The organism is Robiginitalea myxolifaciens (genome assembly GCF_900115205.1).
In the GTDB taxonomy this organism is placed as follows: Bacteria; Bacteroidota; Bacteroidia; order Flavobacteriales; family Flavobacteriaceae; genus Robiginitalea; species Robiginitalea myxolifaciens.
In genome coordinates this window covers 346,988-366,276 of record NZ_FOYQ01000001.1, presented here as the reverse complement: position 1 = coordinate 366,276, position 19,289 = coordinate 346,988, and the positions used below count along the sequence as shown (strand labels likewise).

Genomic DNA, 19,289 nt, shown 5'->3' with positions numbered 1-19,289 from the left:
CAAATGCTGAAACTGTTCAGCAATTCCTGAAACAACAATGCAATGGCGGAAAAAGAAAAGAAACAGCAACAGATAAATATTGAACTCGACGAGCAAACGGCAGAAGGGGTTTACTCCAACCTGGCGATTATTAATCACTCGGCTTCCGAGTTCATTGTCGATTTTATCAGCATCATGCCTGGAAGGCCAAAGGCCAAGGTTAAAAGCCGGATTGTACTTACCCCGCAACACGCCAAAAAGTTCCTGAAAGCCCTGGGTGAAAACGTACAGCGGTTTGAACAGGCCCATGGAACTATTCAGGACTATGATCAACCGCCAATCCCCCTGAATTTCGGACCTACCGGGGAGGCTTAAACCAAGAAGTTCGTCGCTGTGCAGCCAATATTGATCACCTGTGGCTTAACGGGCTTGCTCTTCGCTATTTCCGGTTATATCCTTTATCGCTTTCCCCCTAAAAAGAGAAACTGGTGGTACGGGTATCGGACGGCTGCTTCACAAAAATCTCAGGAGCACTGGGATTTTGCCCAAAAATTTTCCGGAAAACTGGTAGCCCTTTGGGGACTGGTACTTTTGGCACTCGGTTTATTTGGCAGCCTCTTTGAACTACCGGTATTACTGGCCATCCTTTCGGGCCTTTTTCTCCCGTTGGCGGTTTGTATTCATCTCTTCGTGGCCACCGAGCGCGCCTTGCGGGAAAAATTCCCTGAAGATTCTTAGGTATTGGTTAAGACCTCACGATAAGGCACTATTCAAACTCCGAAGTAAAGTGTAGCTTAACTCCAGGATATTTCTGTTGTACCATTTGGAGTGAGAAGGCAGAATCTGCCAGGAAAACCAACTGATTGCGTTTATCCCGCGCCAGGTACTTCTGGCGAACACGAAGAAAGTCCTTGTATTCGTCGCTTTCTGCGTCCGTAGGTTGTACCCAGCACGCCTTGTGTACCGGGAAGGGCTCGTAGGTGCATTTGGCTCCGTATTCGTGTTCCAGGCGATATTGAATAACCTCATACTGAAGCGCCCCCACCGTTCCAATCACCTTACGACCATTCATCTCCAGGGTAAATAATTGAGCCACCCCTTCGTCCATTAACTGGTCGATCCCTTTATTGAGTTGCTTGGCTTTCATGGGGTCGGCATTGTTGATATAGCGGAAATGCTCCGGAGAGAAGGAAGGGATTCCCTTGTAGTTAAGTTTTTCACCTTCGGTCAGGGTATCCCCAATCTTAAAGTTTCCGGTATCGTGAAGTCCCACGATATCCCCGGGGTAGGAGGTATCCACGATCTCCTTTTTCTCGGCGAAAAAGGCGTTAGGACTTGAAAACTTCAGGTTTTTCCCCAGCCGTACATGTTGATAGGGCTTGTTGCGTTCAAAGGTACCCGAGACTATCTTGATGAAGGCCAGGCGGTCCCGGTGTTTGGGATCCATATTGGCGTGGATCTTAAAAACGAACCCACTCATTTCTGTTTCACCGGGCTTTACTTCGCGTTCTTCGGCTTGTTTCGGCCTCGGGGGAGGGGCTATTTCGACGAAACAGTCCAGGAGTTCCCGTACCCCGAAATTATTTAGGGCCGATCCAAAGAAAACGGGTTGTAACTGCCCTTGTAGGTAGGCTTCCCGCTCGAATGGCGGGTAAACGCCCTCAACCAGTTCCAGGTTCTCCCTGAGGGCGACAGCGGCATTTTCCCCAATGAGTTCTTCAAGACCGGGATCGTTTACATCCTCAAAGGCTATGCTGTCCGAGACCTTCTTTTTAGTACCTCCCTGGAAAAGCTGAATATTCTTTTCGTAGATGTTGTAAATCCCCTGGAAATCGTATCCCATTCCTATCGGAAAACTCAGGGGCGTAACGGTTAAGCCAAGTTTTTGTTCCACCTCATCCATGAGGTCAAAGGCGTCTTTCCCTTCGCGATCGAGTTTATTGATAAAAACGATCATTGGAATCTGTCGCATCCGGCAAACCTCCACCAGTTTTTCGGTCTGTTCCTCGACTCCTTTGGCGACGTCGATTACCACAATGACACTGTCTACGGCCGTAAGCGTTCGAAAGGTATCCTCCGCAAAATCCTTGTGACCCGGCGTGTCTAATATGTTGATCTTCTTGTCTTTATAATAAAAAGCCAATACCGATGTAGCCACGGAGATCCCCCGTTGCCGCTCGATTTCCATAAAGTCACTGGTGGCTCCTTTTTTGATTTTGTTGCTCTTTACAGCCCCGGCCTCCTGGATGGCGCCCCCAAAAAGGAGTAGCTTTTCCGTAAGGGTGGTTTTCCCGGCATCAGGGTGAGATATAATGCCGAAGGTCCTGCGTTTGGCGATTTCCGATTTAAAGCTCAAGAAGAAAAATTTTGGGCAAAAATACCATAAAAATGGTGACCATTGAATCCCTTGCGGGTCTAATCTCACGTGTGCCCGCTGCTCAAATGAACCGTGAAAGAATCAATCGTTCAATGGGCTGCTTTTATCGATAGGATTCCGGGCTATTTTAAGAATTACGACAAATTAGCTGCTGCGCAACCCTTTGAAATATGGCCGAATAGGTAATTGAACGAATAATATAGTCATTGAAAGAGTAGCAGCGTTTTTCCGGATTTAATAATTGGCGGAGCGATAGTTTCCCCCTATCTTGCGTGTTACCTAAGACCCCAAGTCTAAGATTGACCTAACCGATTAATTGCCATGGTGACCGTTTCAAGTCTAAACGCTCAACTATGGAGAACACTACCCTACAACCTACATGGAATCAGCGTGTTTCCAGCTGGATTCCTTTTATCCTTTTATTACTCCTAAGCTTTTCCACTACTTCGGTTTTTGCCTTTCAACAAGCCGATCCCGGCCTGCTGGACATCGATGGTGACGGTATATTCAATCAGGACGATATCGACGATGATGGGGACGGAATCCTGGATATCCTCGAGGATGCCAATACGGACGGAGATAATAACCCGGCGACGAACCCAACGGACACCGACGGAGATAAGATTCCTGACTATCAGGATCCGGACTCTGACAATGACGGACTTTCCGATACGGTAGAAGCACAACGTGCAACCGAAATAATCGAGCCTTCCGGTGTCGATAGCGATGGGAATGGCCTGGACGATGCTTTTGAAAGCAGCCCTGGTGCCGGGGAAGGTTTAATACCGATAGATACCGAATCGGACGGCGTACCGGATTATCGGGACCCGGATTCGGACAATGACGGAATACTCGATGGGATTGAATCCAGCGTGCGCAGCACGGATTTTGACTGTGAGACGGTACCTGATCTGAGTTTTGACCAACCGGCGGTTCTAGAGACCGGCGATGCGTTTCAGGTAGGCTCCGTTTATCGGATACCCAATATTGCCGATGGCATTGATGCCTTGATTGAAATTGAAGAATTACAGGGAGCGGAAATTTCCACCCTGGACCAGAACGCCATTGATCCGGAATTTTTTAAGCCGGAGATCTTCTTTACAACAACGCCCACACAGCGCAGGCCATTTGCGGATCTGCGCCTTACTTTAGTTAGTAGTGGCACCAATACTGCAGTAGTTTTACCGGAATTGATCGCCAATTTCCTGGATGTGGATGGTAATCCGGATTATCAGGAATTCAACCGCTTCGATACCCCGGCTAGCTATACCTTCGATGATCCAACAGAGATCATTGTAACGGCTACTGAAGGTGGGTTGCTCATCAGTGGGGGGACCCAGGAATACGACGGAATTTCCAATCAGAATCCCAGCGTCAATCTCGCGGTAGAATTTGTGGATATTTCCACCTTCGTATTCCGGTTTGGGATTCAGGCTTCTATCGATTCTGACTTCAGGACTGGTGTAGCACGGCAATCGGGAATACAGTTCTCCTGCCTGGAAAATTTTGTAAACCCACAAACGGTGAATTTTGGCCAGGATGTGGATAGCGACGGAGATGGTCTGCCGGATCGCGTGGATATCGATTCCGATGACGATGGAATCCCTGACAACGTTGAAGGACAACCTACCGACGGATATGTTCCACCTAGTGGGAACGATACTGACGGAGATGGTCTGGACGACGCTTATGAAGGTGCTGGTGACGAAGGAATTGATCCGGTAAATACCGATGGTACGGATGAGCCCGACTTCCTGGATCCGGATTCCGATAATGACCTGGTTCCCGATAACAACGAAGGAAACGATTTTGATTTCGACGGTGTCCCCGATGATACCTTTACCGGAAACGATACCGACGGAGATGGTTTGGACGACGGTTACGAAGGTGAAGACGTGAATGACGGTTTTGACGTCAACGACGAAATCGACGATCCGGCCAACGACCTTCCCGATACCGATCAGGAAGGGGATGTCAACTATCGCGACTTTGACGATGATGGGGATGAGTTGGATACCCCTGACGAAGATGTTGACCAGGACGGAGATCCTACCAATGATGATACCGATGGTGATGGCACTCCGGATTATCTGGACCCTGAGGTTGTAGATACCGATGGGGATGGCGTGCCTGACCCCATTGACATCGATGACGATAACGACGGGATCCTGGACATTTTTGAGGATCCAAATACCGACGGTGACAACGATCCGCTGACCGATCCGCTGGACAGCGATGGAGACGGTATTCCGGACCATTTGGACATTGACGCGGATAATGATGGTATTCCGGATAATGTAGAAGCTCAGACGACCGACGGTTATGTGGCGCCTTCGGGAATGGATTCGGATAACGATGGTCTTGACGATGCCTACGAAGGCAGTGGAGATGAGGGAATTACACCTGTTGATACCGACGAAGACGGAACTGTAGATTATCTGGATTTGGATTCGGATAACGATACGGTACCCGATAATAATGAGGGGAACGATTTTAATTTCGACGGTATCCCCGACCAGACCTTTACAGGTACGGATACGGATGGGGATGGCCTGGACGATGGCTATGAAGGCAGCGATGTCAACGACGGCTTTGATGTAAATGACGAGATCGACGATCCTGCCAATGACCTGCCGGATACCGATGGTACCGAAGATGTGAACTATCGCGATATTGATGACGATGGCGACGATATTGATACCCCGGATGAGGACGTGGACGAAGACGGAGATCCGACTAACGATGATTCGGACGAGGATGGCACGCCGGATTACCTGGATCCTGATTCTCCTATGGGCCCGGATACCGATGGCGACGGGGTACCCGATTCTGAGGATATCGACGACGACAACGATGGAATCCTGGATACCGTGGAGGATCCGAATACCGACGGAGATAATGACCCGCTTACGAATCCCCAGGATTCAGATGGCGACCTCTTCCCGGATCACCTGGATATCGATGCTGACAACGACGGAATCCCTGATAATGTGGAAGCGCAGCCAACCTTTACCTATGTCGCACCCAACCCGGATGACGAGGCTACCTATGCGGCAAATGACGGTTTGAACTCGGCTTACATTCCCGACGGGATTGATCCTGTGGATTCGGATGGAGATGGTACGCCCGACTATCTGGATTCAGATTCCGACAACGACACTGTACCGGATAACAATGAGGGGAACGACTTTAATTTTGACGGTATCCCGGATCAGACCTTTACCGGATCAGATTCTGATTTTGATGGCCTGGACGACGGGTACGAAGGCAGCGACGTCAACGACGACTTCGATGTCAATGACGAAATAGACAATCCTGCCACCGACCTGCCCGATACCGACGGCACCGAGGATGTGAACTACCGGGATGTAGACGACGATGGGGACGGTATTCCTACCATGGAAGAAGACGCCGATAACAACGGGGATCCAACCAATGACGATTTCGATAATGATGGGACTCCCGACTATCTGGACCCGGATCAACCCGATGGCGAAATTATCGTCTTTGAGCTGATCACACCGAACGGCGATGGAACCAACGAATTCCTCTGGATAGACAATGTTGATCGCACGACCAACAACAGTCTCAAAATTTATAACCGCTGGGGAATTGCGGTGTATGAGGGTACTAATTACAACAATATCAATAATGTATTCGACGGACGTTCCCGCGGGCGTTCAACGATAAACGTGGAGGAATTCCTGCCGTCGGGTGTATATTATTATATCTTTGAGTACGAGTTAAATCAGGAGCGATTCACCCTGAGCGGATATCTCTACCTGGGGAACAAGAATCGTTAATACCTACCCATGATGACCAAGAATTTTCGCCTTAGCCTGCTTTTAATGTTGGGATGCGCGCTGAGCCCAATTTTCGGGCAACAGGATGCGCAGTACACCCAGTACATGTATAATACCATGAGCGTGAATCCTGCGTATGCGGGTTCCCGGGGTCAGTTGAGTATTGCGGCCCTGTATCGTTCGCAGTGGATTGGATTAGATGGGGCTCCGGAAACCTTTACACTCAATTTGCATTCACCAATCCGGAATTCCCGGGTAGGATATGGTATCTCCATTGTCAATGACAATATAGGGGATGGGGTAGTTCAGGAAACGTATCTGGATGCGGTGGTGAGTTATACCATCGATGTAAGCCGGGATGCCAAGCTCTCTTTTGGATTGATGGCGAGTGGAAACTTACTGAGTCTGGATTTTAATGGTCTGGCTACCTTTCAGGAGGAAACGATCGACGCCGATAACATCGATAACCGTTTTGCACCGAATTTCGGACTCGGGATGTACTATCATACCGATAAATTCTACGCGGGATTATCGGCTCCGAATTTATTGGAGTCGGAACACTTCGATAATGCAGCAGGCGCAGATGAGAACTTCCTGTCCGTAGACCGGATTAACTTTTACATGATAACCGGGTATGTCTTTGATTTAAGAGGAAATATCAAATTCAAACCTGCTGTGTTGACTAAGGTAGTCAGTGGCGCGCCCCTGCAGCTCGATTTATCGACCAGTTTCCTGTTTAACGATAAGTTTTCCCTGGGAGCGGCTTATCGCTGGGATGCAGCTATTAGTGCCCTGGTGGGCTTCCAACTCAACCAACAACTTATGGTAGGCCTCGCCTATGACCGGGAAGTGACCGAATTAGGGGCATCGCAATTTAACGATGGTTCTTTTGAGTTGTTCCTCCGTTGGGAGCTGATCAAGTCATATGAACGCCTCGTATCTCCGAGATTCTTTTAATGGTTCGACACATGAAAATCAAATTAAGCATTTTAGTAGCCTTAGCAGCCGGGATCTTTATCGCCCAGGGCCAGCAGGGTCGTGTTAACCGCGCCAACCAGAATTTCGAGTCGTATTCCTTTAAACCTGCCCAGGATATTTACCAGAAAGTACTGGATCGAGGGTATCAATCAGAAGATTTGTTGCGCAAATTGGGAGACACCTATTATTTCAATGCCGACTACACCCAGGCCGCTGAAATCTATGGGCGTCTGATGGAGGAATACGGTCCAGACCTTCCTCCCGCGTACCTCTTTCGCTATGCGCAAGCGCTGAAATCCGTGGAGGATTATCAGAAAGCTGAAGAAATTATGCAACGCTTCGCAGCGGTGACGCGTAATGATTCCCGGGCTATTCAATTCGAAGCCCAGGGGGATTATTTAGCGGAAATAGAAGAGAATTCCGGGCGTTATACCCCGGCTCCCTTTCAGTACAATTCTGAATATGCAGACTTTGCACCGGCCTTCTACGATGGGGGACTCCTGTTTTCCTCCGATCGGGATACGGGTAACCTGGCACGTTACCGCCACACCTGGAATGGCCAGGATTTCCTGGATATCTATAAGATCCATACTGACAGTGCTCAGGCTAGGGTGGGCAAACTCGATGTAGTCAACAGTCGTTATCACGAATCGACAACGGCCCTCTCACCCGATGGCAGCACCCTTTATTTTACCCGTACCAATACCCTGGAAGGCAAGAAAAAGGGGAAGGACGATCAGGGGATAACCCGACTAAAAATTTACAGGATTCAGCGCAATGACAGCCTGGGCTGGGGGCCACTGGAAGAGCTTCCCATCAATGATGATAGTTTTTCGGTAGCGCACCCCGCGATAAGTCCGGACGGTAAATTTTTATACTTCGCTTCTGACAGGCCCGGAACCATGGGGGAATCCGATATCTTTCGCTCCCGCATAAATGAAGACGGTACCTTTGGCGAGGTAGAAAACCTGGGGCCTAAGATTAATACCGCCGGAAGAGAAACCTTCCCGTTTATTTCTTCGGATAGCATCCTATACTTTTCTTCGGAAGGACATCCTGGTCTTGGCGGCCTGGACGTTTTTGCTACGAAACTGGCCTACCTGCCGTATAGCGGGAAAGTATTGAACGTGGGCAGGCCGATTAATTCCCCTGCAGACGATTTCACCTACATTATCCAGGGAGATACCCGGATCGGGTATTTCGCTTCCAGCCGCGCCGATGGCGAAGGATCAGATGACATTTACAGTTTTGTGGAGAACCGCCCGCTAAATTTTGAATGCATTCAGCTGATAACGGGTACTGTTCGGGATAAAGTAACCAATGAAGTACTACCCGGGGCTACTGTTCGGGTAATCGACGAGAACAACCAGGAAGTGGGCTCCGCAATTACCGATCGGGAAGGCAACTTTGAACTCACCTTGGATTGTAACAGAATCAATTTTGTCCGGGCTTCCCGTGAAGGGTATGTTCCCGCTGAGGAATACCTGGAACCCTCCGATGGAAAACCGCGAATCATAGACTTTTATCTGGAGCCGGAAACGGTAACAGGCGGCTTTGGAGACGACTTGTTTAAACTACTGCAGCTCAGCACTATATATTTTGATTTCGATAAATACGAGATCCGGCCCGATGCGGAGGTGGAACTGCAAAAAGTAATAGCTGCCATGGAGAAGTATCCCAGCCTTAAAATCAAGGCAAATTCGCATACGGATTCCCGTGGACCGGATGCATACAACAGATGGCTGAGTCAAAAGCGCGCGGAGGCAACGGTTGCCTACATGATTTCCAAGGGCATTCCCGCAGATCGCCTGACCAGTGAAGGATTCGGGGAATCCAAGCTCATTAATGGCTGTGAGGATGGGGTAAGTTGCAGCGAGGCACAGCACCAGGAAAACCGCCGTTCTGAATTCATTATTCAGGAGTAATCACCAAGTTTCAAACCTTTCGGAATATCCTGTTTCAGGGCTGTAATCGATAAAATGCAGCCCTGAAATCCATGGATTTATTTCATCTTCACTCCTCTATTGGCTCACTTCGCTAGGGGAATTTCCCAGTTCACAACAAAAGTTTAAGCTCGCCAGCTCAGTCGGTTACATTTGTTTATTAGCGGATGCCTTAGGCATTTGCGATTTAAGTGACCTGACATGCCCAAATGGAATTCCATTCCATCTACTCATTTTTTTCTGCTGATATCGGCTTTGCTCCTGGCATTCCTGTTGCCAAACGAAATTAGCGGTCAGGAAACCTTTTTGGATCAGTTCAGCAGCGCTGCCTACAACAACAATGACGGTTCCCAGAATTTCAGCTCCAACTGGATCGAATCCGGGGATGATGGATCTGCTACCGGTGGGAATATCCGGGTAGTCTCTAACCAATTGCGCTTTCGCAATCTTGATAATCGGTTTATTTATCGGTTTGTACCCCTGGCCGGGGCCAGCAATGTAGATTTAAGCGTCAGCTATAATGCGAACAATATCGGTGACGAAACCCTCCAGGTATATATCTACAATTCTTCGACCGGATTCTGGAACTTGATCTCAAATATTACAGGGGGTACGGGTACGGTAAATTACACGCTGACCGCGGCGGAAATAGCATCCAATCCAGCGATTATATTTTATCGGGGAGATACCAACTGGGGTGGTAGTGAAGAAGTATTTGTGGACAACGTACTGTTCACAGCTACTTACGGCCCCAGTATGGTTATTGATGATATCGCGGTCAATGAAGACGATGGTACCGCTACATTCACGGTAACCCATACCAATGGGAATGCATCCGGACCGTTTACTGTTGATTTTGCCACCTCAGATGGGACCGCTACTGCAGGTGATGATTATACCGCGCTTACGGGTACCTTAAGTTTTAATGGAACATCCGGCGATACGGAAACGGTTACCATTACCCTACTGGACGATAGTTTATTCGAAGCGGTGGAAACCTTCGTTCTAAGCCTTACGGCAAGTTCAGATCCTTCAGTGATTATTACCGATACGGGTACCGCTAGCATAACGGATGATGAGGTTATCCTGGACGATGTACCCCTATCCCTTTATCGAAACCTCAGTGGTAATTACAATTATTCCACCGCCGGAGGAACCTTCCGTACTGCAGATAACAATACCGATCCCTGTGCAATCACAACCACCTCCTCGGCTACTTTGACTGATGCCATTCCCGCTGGAGCGACCGTAAAGGAGGCCTATCTCTTCTGGTCCCATTCCTCCTATGTGACGGATAACGAGGTAACTTTCGAAGGGCAGAATGTCCAGGCCGATTTGGTCTATGGCGCGGGTTTTACCGGCCGGCAATTCTACGGCTATATCGCCAATGTCACCGGGATTGTTTCTGGGATTTCGAATCCAACCTCAAATACATTTGACCTTACCGATTTAGTAATCGATAATTCTGCCAATTTTTGTGGGACGGCGACAGTTCTGGGAGCCTGGTCGCTGATGGTATTTTATGAGGAGGCATCCCTTCCAGCCTCGACCATAAACCTGTATTATGGGTTTGATATTACACAAAATGCAGGGACTTCTTTTACCCTGGATAATTTCTATGCGATCAGTGCGGCGGGTAGTAAAGCTACCTTCCTTTCCTATGAAGGTGATGCAACCCTGGACGGATCCAGTTCCGGATCTACAAACCCGGAAGAACTTTCGATTACCAACCAACTCGGAGCCAATTTTATACTTACCGGGGATGGGGGTCAGACCGGTAATAATGCCTACAATTCAACAGTTTACGACGGGATTGGCGGGGTCAATAATACCGGGATCTATGGATTGGATCTGGATACCTACGATATCTCGGCCTACATTGGCCCGGCAGATACCCAGGTAACGGCCAACGTGGACGTAGGCCAGGATTTGGTAATTTCCTCTGCAGTAGCCATTCGCGTTCCTTCCAACCTGATTTCGGGAACGGTATTCGAGGATATCAATTACCCAGGAGGAAGCGGGCGGAACCGGGCTACAGCAGTTGGAGTGGGAATTCCCAATGCAACTGTGGAGTTATACGACGTGGCCAACGTATTACAGGCTACTACCACAACCGATGTAAACGGGGATTATTCCTTCGGAGGTATGTCAGACGGTACCTATCGGATTCGCGTGGTGAACCAGGATGTTGAATCTACCCGCGGCGGAGGCAGTGGGTGTTCCTCTTGCTACGCCGTCCAGACTTTCCGCACATCATATAATGGGGTAAGCATCAGTGAAATTACGAATGAAGTTGGGGGTGCTAACCCGGCAGCAACCGCAGACGCAGCGACAGGGACCGTAACCGGAGCCCAGACCATAAGTACCATTAGCATTGCTGGTGGGGGAATTGGGGGAATAGACTTCGGCTTTAATTTTAATGCCATTGTAAACACCAATGAAGATGGGCAGGGTTCTTTTGATCAATTTCTGATCAATGCTAATAATTTGGATGAAAGCGGATTGGATATTGAAGCCAACAGCCTCTTTGATCCGGCTGCGGGGGAAGATGTTTCCATATTTGTAATACCGCCTACCGGAGATGCTATGGGTCGGACCGCCGATACCGGCTATGGCTCGGGTTATTTCGATATTTTCTATAATTCCATTAATCCAGAGGACCTGACCTCGGATAACCTTATTATCGATGGACGTACTCAAACAGCCTATAGCGGTGATACCAATACGGGTACTGTCGGTTCCGGAGGGAGTACTGTAGGGACAACCGCTGTTGCCCTGCCTTCTTTCGAGCGTCCGGAGATTCAGATACACCGGAATGGCGGTGATGTCATCGTCAATGATGGTAACAACAATGCTATTCGCTATGTTTCTGTCTATGCCAACAATAATGCAGGTATAAGAGTAGATGGTGGTTCCCTTAGCGTACAGGGTAACCTGGTTGGTGTAAACGCCCTGGGGGCAAATGCAGGAGATATCGATTTTGCCATTGAACAACTTGGTGGCCAGTTGGTAGCGAACGGAAATTACCTGGCAACAGTTACCGATACAGGTGTCATTATCTCTGGTGGGTCGTTGACGCTCTTGCAATTAAATCATATCACATCTAACGGGGATGCTGCTTGTGACGACAATATTCGAATCACCGGGGGGAGTAATATCTCTATTCTACAGAACCTTATTGAAGATGCTGCTTCCTTGGGAATTGATGCAGCTTCTTCCGGAAACCTAACTATTTCGGAGAATACAATTACCGGTTCTGGACAGGATGGCGGAGATTGTGGCGGCGCCCCAGAGAATATGGGGATAGAACTGGGGGGAAGTAATTCTGATATTAGTTTTAACGTCATCCATTCAAACGGAGGGGCCGGTTTGTCTACTACCGGGGGTGGAACAGGTAACACAATCAGCCAGAACTCCTTCTATGCAAATGGTACAGCCGCGGATGCGCTAGGAATAGACCTGAGCGGGGATGGCGTTACTTTGAACGACCTCAACGATTCGGATTCCGGATCGAATAACTTGTTGAATTTTCCTGTTTTTGACGAAGTGTTAAGTGATGGCGCCAATCTGACGTTACGAGGATGGACCAGGCCTGGTGCTACCCTAGAGCTCTTCTTGAGCGACATTGCAACCGGTGCCGCCAGTGCCGGGGACAACCAATTGGGCAATACCCAGGATTACGGAGAAGGCCAGACCTATTTAATCACCCTTGTGGAAGGCAGCGGATCGGATACGGATAATGGGAGTTCTACCTATACCGATGCCGATGGAAATACGGACAATACCAATCGATTTGAGTTCATTATACCCATGCCACCCGGCGTATCCATGGGTAACGAACTATCGGCCACTGCGACCGTAGGGGGTAGCACCTCAGAATTTTCAAATGCCTTTGCTGTAGACGCCCTGGCCGATCTTGAGTTGGAAGCCAGTGTTAACAATGCTAACCCGGACACAGGCACTTCGATAACCTTCACCCTTACCTTAGATAATAATGGACTAGGGGCAACCGACAACGTCACGGTTACCAGCCTTTTGCCTGCCGGACTGACCTATGTAAGTGCAACCCCCTCCCAGGGATCCTATAACGATATTACCGGGCTGTGGGATGTCGGTGCCATGAACAATGGGGATACCCAAACGCTGACCCTTGTAGCTTCCGCGGATGGATGCGGTGCGCAGACCTTATTAGCTGAGGTAACGGCTAGCGACAAGGCAGACCCGGATAGCACACCCAATAATGGAGTGGATACGGATACGGATTTGAATATTGAGGACGATCCTGATGACGAGGACGATGGAGATGGGGTAATTGTAACGATTAGTGATAGTGTGGCTCCTGTGTTCACTTCTTGTCCTTCCGATATTGTTGTAAATAACGATCCGGGAACCTGCGGGGCAGTAGTTACCTGGACTGCTCCAACTGCTACGGATAATTGCAGCAGTGTTACCCTTTCTACCAACAATTATAGTTCCGGTGATACCTTCTTACCCGGCGTGACTACAGTTGTATATACAGCTGCCGACGCAGCTGGTAATCAGAGCACCTGCAGTTTTACCATAACGGTAAACGAGGTGGAGGACCCTGTTGTAACAGGACCTGCTGATATTTTAGTAAACAATGACGCAGGCATGTGTTCCGCAAATGTATCCTACGCCCTCCCTAGAGCCACGGACAATTGCGCTGCCGGCCCCGGGACATATCCCCTTGTAACAGATTTTGAAGTCCCCAGCCGTAATGACTTGATAGCCGAATGCTGGCAATTTTTCGGAAGTACTGTTTCTACCTCATCCGCATTGAATGGAAGTAGCAGCTTTCGAACCAGTAATTTAATCAGTACAGAATCGCGGAGTTTGATTAGTCCGCTCGCGTATTTCAATGGAAGTGGGCAGATAATGTTTAGCCACCGAATAAGCCAGGCTCGCAATAGCAATAGATTAACAGTTTCCCTGGTAGACGAAGCAGATGTAGCAACTGTGGTTTATACGGAAACGTACTCAAGCAACAGTACACAGACCGCGGCCATTGATGTAACCCTCACGGGGAATTACCGGGTGCGTTTTGATTTTGACACCAATACGAATGCTACCGATCGCGGCCAGTTAGACGATGTTAGTATCCCGGCCCTGGTCATTGCAGATACCTCAGGCAGTGGTGCATGTCCTGCTGCCAGCCTACAGGTGGTGCAGACTGCCGGACTGCCTTCTGGATCGGATTTCCCTGTGGGTACAACCACCAATACCTTTGAAGTAACAGATGCCTTCGGGAACACCGGCAGCTATAGTTTCGATATTACGGTTACCGATACCGAGCCTCCAGCGGCAAGTAATCCTGGCTCCTTAGATGTTTACTGTGTGGCCGATGTTCCGGCTCCGGACCCTACGGTAGTCACCGATGAATCGGATAATTGCGGTTCGCCCACGGTAAGTTTTATTTCCGATAGCAGTAATGGCGGATCCAACCCTGAAATTATTACCCGAACCTATCGCATTACCGACTCGGCTGGGAATACAACCGATGTGACTCAGGAGATAAACATATATGATATAGCTATCACCTCCCAACCGAGTGATGCAACAGTTTTTGTAGGAACTAATGCCGGCTTCTCAGTAATTGCCCCCAATGCGGATACCTACCAATGGCAGCTAAGCACGAATGCAGGAGCGAGTTGGGCAAACATAAGCGACGGCCCGGAATATTCGGGCACTAACAGTGCCGTACTGACCGTAATTTCCCCCGAAATCGACAAAAGTGGGTATCAATACCGTGTTCTGGTAAGCAATTCCGGAGCTGTCAGCTGTCCGGATGTTATTTCAAACGCTGCTATACTTACCGTAAGCCCCCGTACGGTGATTACGAATCGAAGAATCACCTATCGTGTAAATCCAAACTAACATGAAACGGGCTTACTGTTTTCCATCTGGGCTTTCCAAGCTTATTTGCTGCTTCCTGCTGCTCTGCTGCGGTATTGGCAGTATCTATGGCCAGACAACCTTTACGGAGAATGCTGCCGCATTTAACCTCGACCTGGGAACCAATAAGGATGGGGGACATGCCTGGGCAGACTACGACGGGGATGGGGATCAAGACGTACTTGTCCTGGTCAATAGTAACTCGCGTCGTTCCTACCTGATGCGAAATAATGGGAATGGAACTTTTACCAATGTGCAACCCTCACTGGTTCCGGGTATGCTTTCGGATCGTGCTGAGCGTCAGGCAGCCTGGGGGGATTTAAATAATGACGGGCGCCCTGACTTTATGATCACCAGTCATGGAAATTCAGGAGGAAACCCTTCTCCAGCGGCACTCCAAATCTTCCTTCAAAACGCTTCGGGGACTTTTGGAGACGGTGTTGGCGGAACCGCTCCTATTACTGTAGGGCGGAATGGGCATACTATAAATATAAATCCACTCAACGCAGAAGGGGCAGGATTCTTTGATTTTGAAGGCGACGGGGATCTGGATATTTTCTTCGACTCACATAATTATGGGATTGAGCTCTTGCGCAATAATTATATCGATCATACCACCAGTACTGTAGTGAATCCCCCTGCAAGTGGCCTCTTTACACACATTACACCGGGTAATGGCAGTGGGGTAGTGCAATTCGGTTTAAATCAGTTTGCCACAGATGGAGACTATGGAACGGCCGCAGATGTCGACGACGATGGATGGGTAGACATTTTCATGCGGAAGCGGGACGAGAACGACTTCTTTCTGAACCAGGGGGGAACCTTTACCAATGGCGCTGACCTGGCACAGGCCCGAAACAATAATAAGGGAGGTAATGGACTCTGGGACCTCGATAATGACGGGGATCTGGACGCCGTTTGGACGGAAAACGACATCACCCAAATATTTCGTAACGATGGCCCGGGCGTTTGGACGGCCATGGGAGCGGGGGTATTTCCAGGACTGCCCCAGCCTTCGAATGCGAATAGTAATTCCAGTGCCCGGATCGATGCTCTTGCAGGTGGTGATATCGATAATGATGGGGATATAGACATTCTACTGGTTGGAAATAATCGGAGCTATCTGTACATCAACCAGCTCAACAGCCCTACACCCGCTCCTGGGGTGGTCGGAAGCGGAAGCCCGATGACTTTTACTCTGGATTCAGAAACTTTCAATTCCAGCAATGGGGAGGGAACTACCATGATCGATGTCGACGATGACGGGGACCTCGATATCTATATGAATATTAGCGGGACCAATCAGCTCTATATAAACAACCTGCCCGCAGCCAATAGGAATAACCACTTATTGATCAATGTAACTGAGGATCGCGCCGCTAACGGGGATACGGGTGGATTTGCAGGACGCGTAGCTATTGGAACAAACGTATTAATTAAGGATTGTGAGGGGAATATCGTAAGTGGCTTGCGTCAGGTGGCCGGAGTTTTCGGTCACGGTACCCAACAGCCAGAACTTGTTCATTTTGGCCTGCCGCTGGGTGAGAATGAAACCTATATCATCGAGGTTCGGTACCCCAATTTCAACGATCCGGACGAGGGAGTTACCCGACTGATAGCCACGGCAGTTGCCCAGCCTTCAACCATACCGGGCACGAACCACTTTGATCTATCGACCACGGATGCCGAAATTATTGAAAATGTAAATCCTCCTGTAGCCGGGGATGACCTTATAAGTCTGGAATCTTCCACTTCAATTTCGATTCAAATTTCGCTCTTCGATAATGATTATGAACCGGACGGCGAAGCAATTAGTATTGAAAGTATAACCCAGCCGGCTGTAGGTTCCGTTGTTATTGACGATGCGGACGCAGGGTTGGTGACCTTTACATACAGTGCAGGCACTGCCTTTTTGGGTACCAGTTTTACCTATACCGTAACGGATGCCACCGTTTCCCTTTGTCCTGCTTTAGGTCTCGACGATGTCGGGACTGTAACGCTGTTCACGCCATGTACCGATCCTTCAGGTACCGATTCAGATGGCGACGGTATCAATGATTTATGCGATGAGGACGACGATAATGACGGTATAACCGACTGTACGGAGTCGCAGGATGCCTTTAACTCCTACTTTGCCTGGGAGTTAAATAATCCTTCGGGAACACTCGCCATCGATGCCTTTGGGGATCCGGACTATGCCACTTGGGTACTGGCTTCAAGTACCAATATGAGTTTCAGTGGAATTAGTGCCAGCGCCCCATATAGCGCCGTTGAAATACGAAATATTACGGCCGTTTCCCTCGGGGAAGCTTTGGCGAATAATGATTACATAGAAGTGTCCTTTACGACTGAAAATCAATTGATTAATACTGTGTTGTCGGATATAACCTGGGGTTGGTTCCAGCCTTCTGTTGGGGATTCCTACCGCATGAGCTTCCTGATTTCTGCGGATGGATTTGCTACCTATGAAATCCTGACCCATGATTTGAATATTACAGACGACGGTTCCGGATATGCCGTATTTGACCTGTTGGATGCTGCCGAGTATCGCCTGGATTCCAATACGACCTATACTTTCAGGGCCTATGTATTTGGCTATGTAGATGATTCCCCGGAAAACTATGCGGTATTTGATGATTTGCGTTTCACGCTTAGCGCCTGTCAACCCCGTGATACTGATTCCGATACTACCGCTGATCACCTGGATGGAGACAGCGATGGGGACGGTTGTACTGATCCTAACGAGGCATATGCCTCCGATACTACCGATTCAGATAATGATGGCATATATGGCACAGGTAGCCCAGCAGTAGATGCGGACGGCCTGGTGACAGCTGCTACATATGCTGCACCTGCCGATTCGGATAGCAGTAGTACCCCTGACCACCTGGAAATCAGTAATGTACCGACAATTTCGACCCAACCGCCCAATACAACGACTTGTCTGGGGTGTTCCACCAGCATTTCCGTTACCGCAAACGGTGCCAATACCTTTCAATGGCAGGTATTTGACGGGAGTAGTTGGAACGATATTAGCGACGGAACTGAGTACTCAGGGACCACTACCAATACGCTGCAAATCAATGTCCCCAGAGAAGATAAAAATGGCTTGAATTACAGGGTTTTAGTCGGTAATCTGGCTTATATATGTGGTCCTGTTCTCTCCAATACAGCTCAGCTGAATCTACAGGTTACCGGAGTGATTACTAATAGAAGAATTACGTACCGGGTAGATCCGAATTAGTGCTGGAATTTCATGAAAAAAAACACCTCAATTCCGGGGTGTTTTTTTGTTGGTTTTTGGTTCAAAAATCCCTCAGTTTTTTCCTACAAATACCCTTCAGAATCATCGATATATCGGGCTTTGATCGACGAAAAACACGCTTTTTCCGGGTATGCAAACAGCAAGAATAAGTGCCTTTACTGTGAATTTTTACCAGTACACAACAAATATTTCCCCCCCTTAGGCATCAGGATAATTTTGTAGGGAATTAAAATGCATGTAATGAACCCGTTGACTATCAAACCAACCAAAACTCCTCCGAAAGCTCGGGAGGTTCAACCCAAAATTTTGGGTGCTGAGGGTACGCCTCAAAGCGATAGAGCGGTTCAGGCATTTCCAACCAGCTCCAATTATCTCAAACCGATGAGCCAAGAATCCAATTCTCGTCAAATGTCAAAATTTTTACGCCAAGTGGTCCTCTTGGTAGCCTTCGCGCTTTTTAGTGCTGTTGGTTACTCCCAGACCACGGTTAACCTGGCCGACCAGTGTAACTGTGAGGTCCTTTCCGGAACGGCCGTTACGGCTCCCGGGGCAACCAGCCCCACCGGAGCGGATACCGGCGATATTTACGTCAACACGAATACCGGGACTATTTACTTCTGGAACGGAAGTTCATGGGAATTGACTTCCACGGACACCAATACCACCAATGTCACCTTTGCCGTAGTTGGAGCGGATTTAGTTGTGACGGATTCGGATGGTAATTCGGTTAGTGTTGCGCTTGCCGACATTGCGGCTCAGGTAGATACGGACGACCAGACGGCTGCGGAGGTAACTTATGACAATACGACTTCAGGGTTGGGAGCAACAGATGTTCAGGCTGCGATTGACGAGATCAACGGCCTGGCTGGTAATGTATCCCTGGTAGACAATGGAGACGGTACTTACGACTTTACAGATGCTGCTGGAAACGTAACTACCATTACCGATACCTCAATTTCCACCTTAACCGACGATGGGGGCGGAACCTACAGCTATACCGATGAAGCTGGAAATGTGCAGCAGATTTTAAC

The 19,289-nt window shown here is 48.8% G+C and carries 9 protein-coding genes; 8 read left to right on the top strand and 1 reads right to left on the bottom strand.

Going from position 1 to position 19,289, the window contains the following annotated elements; translation table 11 throughout:
• Positions 1-42: 42 nt before the first annotated feature.
• Positions 43-354, top strand: coding sequence for a DUF3467 domain-containing protein (locus BM318_RS01540; protein ID WP_092980124.1), 312 nt, complete (start codon positions 43-45; stop codon positions 352-354).
• Positions 355-372: 18 nt separating this feature from the next.
• The gene (locus BM318_RS01535) at positions 373-717 is read left to right on the top strand and encodes an SdpI family protein (protein ID WP_092980122.1); all 345 of its coding nucleotides are present in this window, start codon (positions 373-375) and stop codon (positions 715-717) included.
• Positions 718-745: 28 nt separating this feature from the next.
• On the opposite strand, the gene BM318_RS01530 is transcribed toward BM318_RS01535, so the two are convergent.
• On the bottom strand, positions 746-2,335 hold the full coding sequence (locus BM318_RS01530) for a peptide chain release factor 3 (protein WP_092980120.1): 1,590 nt from the start codon (positions 2,333-2,335) through the stop codon (positions 746-748).
• 374 nt (positions 2,336-2,709) lie between these two features.
• On the opposite strand from BM318_RS01530, the gene BM318_RS01525 reads away from it, so the two are divergent.
• From BM318_RS01525 to BM318_RS14345, 6 genes are all read left to right on the top strand, one after another.
• A complete protein-coding gene (locus tag BM318_RS01525; RefSeq protein WP_092980118.1) occupies positions 2,710-6,159 on the top strand; it encodes a T9SS type B sorting domain-containing protein in 3,450 nt (1,149 codons plus the stop codon).
• A 45-nt stretch (positions 6,160-6,204) separates the two neighbouring features.
• A complete protein-coding gene (locus BM318_RS01520) occupies positions 6,205-7,116 on the top strand; it encodes a PorP/SprF family type IX secretion system membrane protein (RefSeq protein ID WP_245759776.1) in 912 nt (303 codons plus the stop codon).
• A gap of 11 nt (positions 7,117-7,127) precedes the next feature.
• Positions 7,128-9,062: an OmpA family protein gene (locus BM318_RS01515; protein WP_092980114.1), complete on the top strand. Its 1,935-nt coding sequence runs from the start codon at positions 7,128-7,130 to the stop codon at positions 9,060-9,062.
• A 219-nt stretch (positions 9,063-9,281) separates the two neighbouring features.
• Positions 9,282-14,975 carry an HYR domain-containing protein gene (locus BM318_RS01510; RefSeq protein ID WP_092980113.1) on the top strand — a complete coding sequence of 1,898 codons (5,694 nt, stop codon included), beginning with the start codon at positions 9,282-9,284 and terminating at the stop codon, positions 14,973-14,975.
• A gap of 1 nt (position 14,976) precedes the next feature.
• On the top strand, positions 14,977-18,237 hold the full coding sequence (locus BM318_RS01505) for an FG-GAP-like repeat-containing protein (RefSeq protein ID WP_092980111.1): 3,261 nt from the start codon (positions 14,977-14,979) through the stop codon (positions 18,235-18,237).
• 429 nt (positions 18,238-18,666) lie between these two features.
• On the top strand, positions 18,667-19,289 hold a 623-nt coding region (locus BM318_RS14345), incomplete at its 3' end, for a hypothetical protein (RefSeq protein WP_218154976.1).